Source organism: Dorea sp. AF24-7LB (genome assembly GCF_003478575.1).
In the GTDB taxonomy this organism is placed as follows: domain Bacteria; phylum Bacillota; class Clostridia; order Lachnospirales; family Lachnospiraceae; genus Dorea_D; species Dorea_D hominis.
In genome coordinates this window covers 1-8,457 of record NZ_QUFR01000023.1, presented here as the reverse complement: position 1 = coordinate 8,457, position 8,457 = coordinate 1, and the positions used below count along the sequence as shown (strand labels likewise).

The window sequence follows — 8,457 nt, the reverse complement described above, 5'->3', positions numbered from 1 at the left end:
TTTGGTGGCATGGAACATTACACAGGAGCGGATTATGAAGCGGCAAGATACAGTGGCGGTGAACTGATTTACTATGATATGGAGAAGCAGAAGATTACAGCGAAGTATGAACTCGAAAAAGAACAGGCTGTTTTCATGTCAACGGATGCTTATGCGACATTCAAAGATGGTAAGGTGAGCTATTATAAAGCCGGGCAGGATGTGCCGCTTTGGACAAAGAAGATAAAAGGTTACAAGACCGGTAAAGGTGACGAGATTATCCGTTATGATTTCCAGACATATGGAGACAAGCTGTATGTTGTGTACGTGGATGATGAAAGTGGGGAGAATATGCAGATCATGGATGTGATGGAGTTGAACAATTAGTATAAAACATTAGCATGTGTAGATTATTTAGTAGTTATATTAATTAGTAAATAATTGACTAATAAGACAGCAGGGCGATTTCTGAATACATGAAACAGAATTCCCCTGCTGTTTCTAAAAAACTTTGAAATTATATGTCACAAAATGGAGCTGTGGATTGTTACTATATATGTAAGATAAATTATCTGGGGTGTGATTGGATGAAAGAAGGGGGATGAATTATAGTAAGGCAATGTTTACCGCTATATTTATAGTAAGTAGTTTTTGGGAGGAAGATACAGATATGAAAAAAGAATGTATAAATAACGCACGATGGTTTCTGATTTTTGATAAAATATTTGAAATTATTTGTTGCTTTTTTGTTATAGTAACACTTTATGTGTCAATGAATTATATAACCGACATTACACTGGAAGAACAAATCTTCTTGTATGTTTTTATTGCAGCAGTGCTAAGTGTCATAGTGTGTGTTGGACGAATGCATGCGCGTATGATTTATCAAATTAAAATTGAGGATAATGAAATAATATGCTATTGCGGTTGCAAGACAAAAGGAAGAAAATTTGAAAAAGATAATTTAGAGAGTATGGTAGAGACATCGGATAAATACATATTAAAATTTTGCAATGGGAAAAAAATATGGGCAAATAAAAAATATTTCCGACCGGTAATAATAAAAGATAACAAAAGCCATAAAGGTATTTATCCAACAGATTTTGCAGGAGTGAAAGTTGAAAATAAAGAAACAAGGGGAATTATAAAATAATATTCTACTACGAGGGGCAGTGTCTTATGAATTATACAGGAATGATAGTATTTATTATATGTGTGCCATATATTATCCTGAGTATATTTGCAATAGTGCGTTATATAAAGAAAAAGGGAAAAGCCAGCCGGAAAGTCTGGGCAGTCTTTCTTGTGACTAATATTATTGCAGTTCATTTAATTATAAAAAGCATGTCTGGTTCTACGATGACACAAATCAGTGAAAAAGCAGTTTCTGGTGAGCTGGGTACAGAAGTAGATATTCTGGAAAATGAAGGTATGGAGTTAGCGACATTTGATGGAAAGAATCATTATTATCGTGAAGGTAAAAAGATATTTTCTCTGGAAGATAAGAAACACATTGTTACTGTACCAAATGAGTGTCGTAATTTTTCCGTGTCTGATAAATATATATATTGTGCAGTAGCCGACGGAGTGCTGCAATATGAAAAAGAAGGGAAACTAATTCAGAAAAGGAAAATCAGTCAGGGAATATCGGAAATATGGCTTTATACAGGACAGAAGAATCTGTATTGTTATGTGAAAGATTTAAAAGGGATACGGTATGTGTATAGCTTTGATCTGGACGATGTTACAAGACCGGGTGAAATGTCTTCGGAAGTTTTAGATCAGACAACAGACTATTCGGCAGATGGGAATAAGATGTTAGAAGAATACCGGGCGGTGGAATTACCGGATTTATGGCTTCTTATTAATCGGTCAGACAGCAAAGTGCAATGGATGGACAAAGAGAAAGCGTTGAAAATAACTGGCAAAATCGCTGAAGTTGCATTTGTAGACAAACATGAAAAACGGCTTGTATTCACAGAGAATATGGTAGTTAGTTATGATGGTAAAGATTTATATGTACGTGATGACTTGCTGAAAATATCCGGAGAAAACAAATGGAAAGATTATGCAAATAGTATCACGGACAAGTACAGCATCGTGTCTGTAGATGTAAAGAAAAATACTGCCCTTGTGAGATTTATATCTTATGGAGATGATGGGCGGGGCGTGAATCGATCAGGTTCTTTAGCAGAATTTGAAGGCAGTGGATTTGCCTGGATTGATTTATCAACGGGAAAGATTTCACATAAAGTAATCAAAGACAAAGAGCAGGTGCTTGCAGTATCAGATAACTATTATTCGACATTTTGCAAAGGAACTGTAAAACGGTATCAGGTTAAAGATGATAAATGCATCAGGGAAAGTAAAGTGAACGGATATAAGCGGAATGAAGAATATACGGTACAGACCTGTGGAAATGTTGTCTTTGTGTTCGTGCGGCAGCAAAATGGAGATATGAAGCTATTAGATGCTATAGATATTTGATTTACAGAATTGTACGATAGTTAAAGTGAAACAGCAGGGTAATTTCTGGAGGGATGAAACAGAATTTTCCTGCTGTTTCTAAAAGGTTAAATATTATGTGATAAAAAAGATATTTTGTTTATTACTATAAATGTAAGAGGATATATATCTAAGAATTCCTCTGTTCCAACCCAAATTAAGAAATTCTTTCGGATTTTTTAAGCTTTTCTGTAACAAAACAAGAGCAACAAACGTTATTATATATATAACATCATTTTATGCAAAGTGGGGAAAGATATGCAAAAGAGAAGAATATGAAAGTGTTGACAGAGATTTCGCCGGATAATGATGCCGAGTCAGCAGTAAAACATACCGTTCTGCATGCGGCGGCAGAGTGTACAAGCGAAGATATTGCAAAGTATCTGGTGAAGCATGGAGCGGATGTGAACAAGAAGGACGGTGATGGCAACACGGCATATGACATTGCGAAGGAAAATCAGTTTTTTTCGGATGTTGATTTTTTAAAGTAGGAGTGTTTTGGGTGGACACAAAGGAGGTTGAATGAAGTAATGAAAGTAAAAAAGAAATGGATATGTATAATAGTTGGAATAATATTTATATTCTATTTGATTTTAATTATATTTTTTAATATTTTTCCTATTTATTTAAATTCTGCGGTTATGAAAAGTGATTATGCAGAATCAGTGAGTGATGATAAAGCGTGGAAAATATATTTAATTCCAGATTCATTAGGATTTGTGCGAGGCTACATAATTCCAAAAGAAAATCATATGCCAAAAGAGATTACAGTTTTAACAAAAGAATATGGTTCATTTGATAAAGCAACTACAAAAATGTATATAGCTGATGATTTAGAAACGCCAGCAGAAAAAAATATATTAAAAGGGGAAAAAGTATATGATTTTATAGAAGCGGAAAGCGGTGCGGAAGAAAAAACGGAAATACCTATTATCATCAAATGGACCAATAAATCAAATCAGTTAATAGAATCAAAAGCTACTATCAAATATGATAAGTGGAATGCATATGGATGGTTTACAACACTTAAAGTGAAACTGGGCCTGGACGTGTTTTAGTGTATTAGTATAATGCAAATGAGACAGCAGGACTATTTCTGAATACGTGAAACAGAATTTTCCTGCTATTTCTAAAACTTTGAAATTATATGTCACAAAAGAGAGCTATTGTTTGTTACTGCATATGTGGGATTAATTATTCGGACGTGGTTGGATGAGAAATAATACAAGACAACCGTTACCGATGCAAGCGGCAGAAAGAGTATCGAAGTCACAGATGCGGCAGGTCTCATAAAGAGCAGTCAGGATCAGGGGGAAAAGGAAGACGAAAGCATTGCAACTGCTTACAGTTACGACAGACGTGGAAACCAGACAAAGGTTACTTATGAAAATGGAGACTACCGGGAAGATACTTACGATGCAAGGAATCTGAAGACTGTATCGAAATACTATCAGGCAGACGGAACCCAGACATTGCAAACTACTTCTACGAAGACGGCATGGTATCCTATACAACCGGAGCAGATACCGGAGAGAAACGGATCCAGAACCTGTCCGGGCTGGAAGACAATGTGATCTATGCAGAACAGAAAGTAACCGGAAAAGACGGAACAGCATCCGCTTACCAGGACTTCCTGTATACGAAAGATATCCAGGGCAGCACTTCCAGCATCCTGAACAAGGATACAAAAGGCGAACTTTCCTACGAGTATGATGACTTCGGAGAGACCAGTATCCACGGAAGCAGTGCGTTAAAGAATGAGATCTGCTACACAGGCGGTATCTATGATGAAAGCACTGGACTCTATTACCTGAACGCAAGATACTATGATCCTGAGAATGGAAGATTCCTGACGGAAGATACCTACCGGGGAGAGGTGAATGATCCGGATACGTTGCATCTGTATGCGTACTGCAAGAACAATCCGATTAATTATGTAGATCCAAGTGGGCATAAATACAGTCCTCAAAAAGCAGCAAATTATGCATATAAATGGGGAGTACATCCAAATCCAAAATATCACGAATATAGCAAAGATTGCACTAATTTTGTGTCGCAGTGTGTGCATGCAGGTGGAAAAAAGATGAATGTACCACGAGAACCGTTAACGCCAAAAACCGATGAATTAAATATGTTTTGGTATGCTAAACGCACTAAGGATAACGTGTGGCATATAACACGTCCATGGCGTTCGGTAAAAATATTTTATTATTATTGGAAAGTGCATGGGGCAAAAACTATTGTGAAAAGCAAGTTTTCAGAAATAGAAAAGCAGTTTGAGATAGGAGATATTGTTCAATTGCATAGAAACAAAGATGGGTGGTATCATTCGGTGATAATAAGTTGTAAAATAAACGGTAAGTTTAGATATGCTGGACATACTAATAATCATTCTAAAAATCCTGTAAAAAAACTTAAGAACAAGAATAATAAGTGGAGAATTATACGTATAAAATAAAGATGTAACAGAATAAATAAAGAGTAGGAGGAATTGCATTGAAGAAAAAAAAGAAATTAATACTAGGCATAGGAATAGGAATAATTAGTGTATGCATTGTAACGATAGTATCCATTTTAATCTTTTTCCCGGTTTATTTAAATTCTTCTAAAATGAAAAAAGATTATGTTGAGTCTATGACTGATGATAAGATGTGGAAAATATATTTAATTCCAGATTCTTACGGATTTATACGTGGATATGTAGTTTCACAAGCATCAAAATCACCTGAAAAGATAAAGATTTGGACGAAAGAAGATGGAACCGTGTTTAGAACAACTAAGAAAATACATACAGTAGATGGCTTTGATACTCCTGCAAAAAAATATATATTAAAAGGGAAAAAAGTGTATAATTTTATAGAGGCAGAAGCTGGTGCTAGTGAGGATGTAGATATACCTGTTACAATAGAATGGATTGATGAAGGAAATCAATATAGAAAATCTAAAGCTTCTATTAAATATGATAAGTGGAATGCGAATGACTGGTTTACGGTTTTCAAAGTAAAACTCGGTATGGATGTATTTTAAGGAGACCTATATGAAGAAAACAAAAGTAGGATTAATTATAATTGCATTATTAACTATATGTATTTCACAGACGGTATAAAAAGTCTGTTCGGAGAAATCGACTACTATACGATCAATGTCGGTTACTTATTTTAACACTGCTCATAGAGTGTCCAATTGTATATGCATTGGTCGCAGATGAAGTAAAAAATAAAAAAATATTGGGATCATTGCTGTGACTAATGTTGTAATAACGGTGCTTGTAATTATCATTGAACGAATCGCATGTAAAGGCGCATGGATGTAACTGTTAAGTATTTTAAACTGATGATTTGATTATGAAACCGCAGGATAAATTTCGCTGGAAGAAATTGTCCTGCGGTGTTAAGAAGACAACTACGACTTACGGTTATGATTATGCGGGAAATCGATTAAGTACGGCAACTGTAACTAAGAAGAGCGGTGTAGGAAGCAGGAGAAGTGACAAACTACTTCTATGAAGATGGCATGGTATCTTATACAACTGGAGCAGACGCTGGAGAGAAGTTGATTCAGAACCTGTGCGGACTGGAAAACAACGTGATCTATGCGGAGCAGAAAGTAACCGGAAAAGACGGAACAACAGCCTCTTACCAGGATTTTCTGTATACCAAGGACATCCAGGGCAGTACCTCCAGCATCCTGAACAAGGATACAAAGGGTGAGCTTTCTTACGAGTATGACGATTTCGGAGAGACCAGTATCCACGGAAGCAGTGCCTTAAAGAATGAGATCTGCTACACAGGCGGTATCTATGATGAAAGCACCGGACTCTATTACCTGAACGCAAGATACTATGATCCTGAGAATGGAAGATTCCTGACGGAAGATACCTACCGGGGAGAGGTGAATGATCCGGATACGTTACATTTGTATGCATACTGCAAGAATAATCCGATTAATTATGTAGATCCGAGTGGGCATTCATGTATTAGCTCTAAACTAACATTGGGTGATTATTGGAAAATTCATAAACTTGTACAATTGGCATATATGTTTCGTTTGATTGGAATAGGAAGAGGAGCTGATATTGAGGTTACAGTACGTAATGCAAAATCAATGAGAGTGTGTGGTTATTTGGATGTTTATGATGTGACAATGAATCAATATTATGAAGTGAAATCAAAACGGCAATGTAAGAAAAATTGGAAAAATGTGGATCGTCAATTAAGAAAATATGATTCTTCGATAATTGTTGGATATAGCAAAAGAAAGCACATTATAAGAAATATAAGACGTGGAAGGGAAAAAATCTCGGGATATTTTTATTATGGAGCATGGAGAATCACATACGGTTTGAAAAGAAAAGGATTAGTATATTATGCGCAGAAGTTGAACAAAAAGAGACAAAAGCAGTTATCGACAGCAAAAGGGGTAATAAAAATAACATTGACGGCAGGTGTTTGTATAGGTCTTGGTATGTCAACAGGTAACTTAGTGCCTGCACCTATTTGATTAGATATTATATGAGAAGGAGAGATGCATATGAAGATAAATAATATCAAAGGTTCTGCAATTCTTTCGGAAAAAACGTACATAAAAAATGAATATATTGCAATGCAGTTGAAATTTTTTCACGTTTCAGATAAAGAACTGGATTGGATCTGGAAAGTTGTAAAAAAGGAATTTTATGATGATTTGCGGGAGCAGTTTTTTATGCGCTTTGAGAGCGAGGATGAAAATATAAAAGAAAAGCAATTAGATCATTTTCTGGATAAAAAGTCAGATGAAAATGATCTTTCGGCAGAGGGAGAATATAAAGATTCCAGATTTGGAAAAATACGTTCTTTTTCGGGTACAGAGAAATTTTTTGATAAAAGATATGATACAGATCTGGAAGATGAAGATCCTGAAACAATTGAAAAGCCATTGAAGGGACGGAGAAAATTTGAAACAGATGAAGCATTTGTAGAATATGTTCGTGATGTAATGAAAAAAGACAGCTTTCCAATGCAGGTGAAATGTGTGTATCCGGATATTGTCTGGGGTTTTCATGCAGAACGTTGTGATGAGTCAGACGATTATTATGGATATCTCAGCTGTTCTGTGGCTGGAGAATTATTTGATTTTCAATATGATGAAGTAGCACAGGAATTACAGAAGGTGTTCTGGAAAATAAGTGCCCAAATAAAGCAAGTGACAGGAAATATTTATCTGATACCGGATTCTGTATCAAGTTATGGACCGCCATATAGTGAGCTGTTTGCGGCAGATCTTTCAGAAAAATATGATGTATTTCCGGATGGGATATTTTTACTCGGTGGAATCGAGTGGTTTAACTATGTACCATATGATTTGCTGAATAAGTATGAGTTGAATTTTGCAGAAAATAAAGATAATCAAGTTATACTAAAAAAATCTGAAAACGGATATTCTTTCATTATCAATAAATCAATTGCAGAAGTGACAGTCGAAGATCGGAAACATATGCGAAAAAATTATCTGGATTCATTTTTAATGAAAGCACCTGCGGTTCTGGTATACGATCTGGAAGATGAACAGTTAAAAGAGCAGGGGCAGAATGTGCCATTATTTGATGAAGAATTGCAATTGCATGTAGAAAATTGGAATGGCAGAAAGATGTATGGAATTAAATATGTACCGATGGTTTATCCGTCAATTTTAATGTAAGTTTTCTAAAAAATAATAGGAATAAATACATATAAACAAAGTAGAGGGGTTTTCTGGATATATAGAAAGTCTCTCTTTCCGACCAAAATTAAGAAATTCTTTCGGATTTTTTAAGCTTTTCTGTAACAAAACAAGAGCAACAAACGTTATTATATATATAACATCATTTTATGCAAAGTGGGGAAAGATATGCAAAAGAGAAGAATATGAAAGTGTTGACAGAGATTTCGCCGGATGATGATGCCGAGTCGGCAGGCGATGAGGACGAATCAGCAGTAAAACATACCGTTCTGCATG

10 protein-coding genes are annotated in these 8,457 nt (G+C 35.5%); all 10 read left to right on the top strand.

Annotation, left to right across the window (positions count from 1 at the left end):
- Positions 1-366, top strand: a 366-nt coding sequence (locus DWY31_RS13690; protein WP_199672004.1) for a hypothetical protein, incomplete at its 5' end; no start/stop codon positions are given.
- 214 nt (positions 367-580) lie between these two features.
- On the top strand, positions 581-1,132 hold the full coding sequence (locus DWY31_RS13685; protein ID WP_118520964.1) for a hypothetical protein: 552 nt from the start codon (positions 581-583) through the stop codon (positions 1,130-1,132).
- A 26-nt stretch (positions 1,133-1,158) separates the two neighbouring features.
- Positions 1,159-2,466: a hypothetical protein gene (locus tag DWY31_RS13680; RefSeq protein WP_118520962.1), complete on the top strand. Its 1,308-nt coding sequence runs from the start codon at positions 1,159-1,161 to the stop codon at positions 2,464-2,466.
- A 293-nt stretch (positions 2,467-2,759) separates the two neighbouring features.
- The gene (locus DWY31_RS13675) at positions 2,760-2,975 is read left to right on the top strand and encodes an ankyrin repeat domain-containing protein (RefSeq protein WP_158575521.1); all 216 of its coding nucleotides are present in this window, start codon (positions 2,760-2,762) and stop codon (positions 2,973-2,975) included.
- 39 nt (positions 2,976-3,014) lie between these two features.
- Positions 3,015-3,542 (top strand): hypothetical protein, encoded by a 528-nt coding sequence (locus DWY31_RS13670; RefSeq protein WP_118520958.1) that lies wholly within the window; start codon positions 3,015-3,017, stop codon positions 3,540-3,542.
- Positions 3,543-3,982: 440 nt separating this feature from the next.
- Positions 3,983-4,942, top strand: a complete 960-nt coding sequence (locus DWY31_RS13665) for an amidase domain-containing protein (RefSeq protein WP_118520956.1) — start codon at positions 3,983-3,985, stop codon at positions 4,940-4,942.
- A gap of 38 nt (positions 4,943-4,980) precedes the next feature.
- Positions 4,981-5,511, top strand: a complete 531-nt coding sequence (locus DWY31_RS13660; RefSeq protein WP_021860602.1) for a hypothetical protein — start codon at positions 4,981-4,983, stop codon at positions 5,509-5,511.
- A gap of 317 nt (positions 5,512-5,828) precedes the next feature.
- On the top strand, positions 5,829-5,990 hold the full coding sequence (locus DWY31_RS13980) for a hypothetical protein (protein WP_158575520.1): 162 nt from the start codon (positions 5,829-5,831) through the stop codon (positions 5,988-5,990).
- The gene (locus DWY31_RS13655) at positions 5,971-6,984 is read left to right on the top strand and encodes an RHS repeat-associated core domain-containing protein (RefSeq protein ID WP_199672002.1); all 1,014 of its coding nucleotides are present in this window, start codon (positions 5,971-5,973) and stop codon (positions 6,982-6,984) included. Before DWY31_RS13980 ends, DWY31_RS13655 begins: the two co-directional genes overlap by 20 nt.
- Before the next feature lie 30 nt (positions 6,985-7,014).
- The gene (locus DWY31_RS13650) at positions 7,015-8,160 is read left to right on the top strand and encodes a hypothetical protein (RefSeq protein ID WP_021861360.1); all 1,146 of its coding nucleotides are present in this window, start codon (positions 7,015-7,017) and stop codon (positions 8,158-8,160) included.
- Positions 8,161-8,457: the final 297 nt, after the last annotated feature.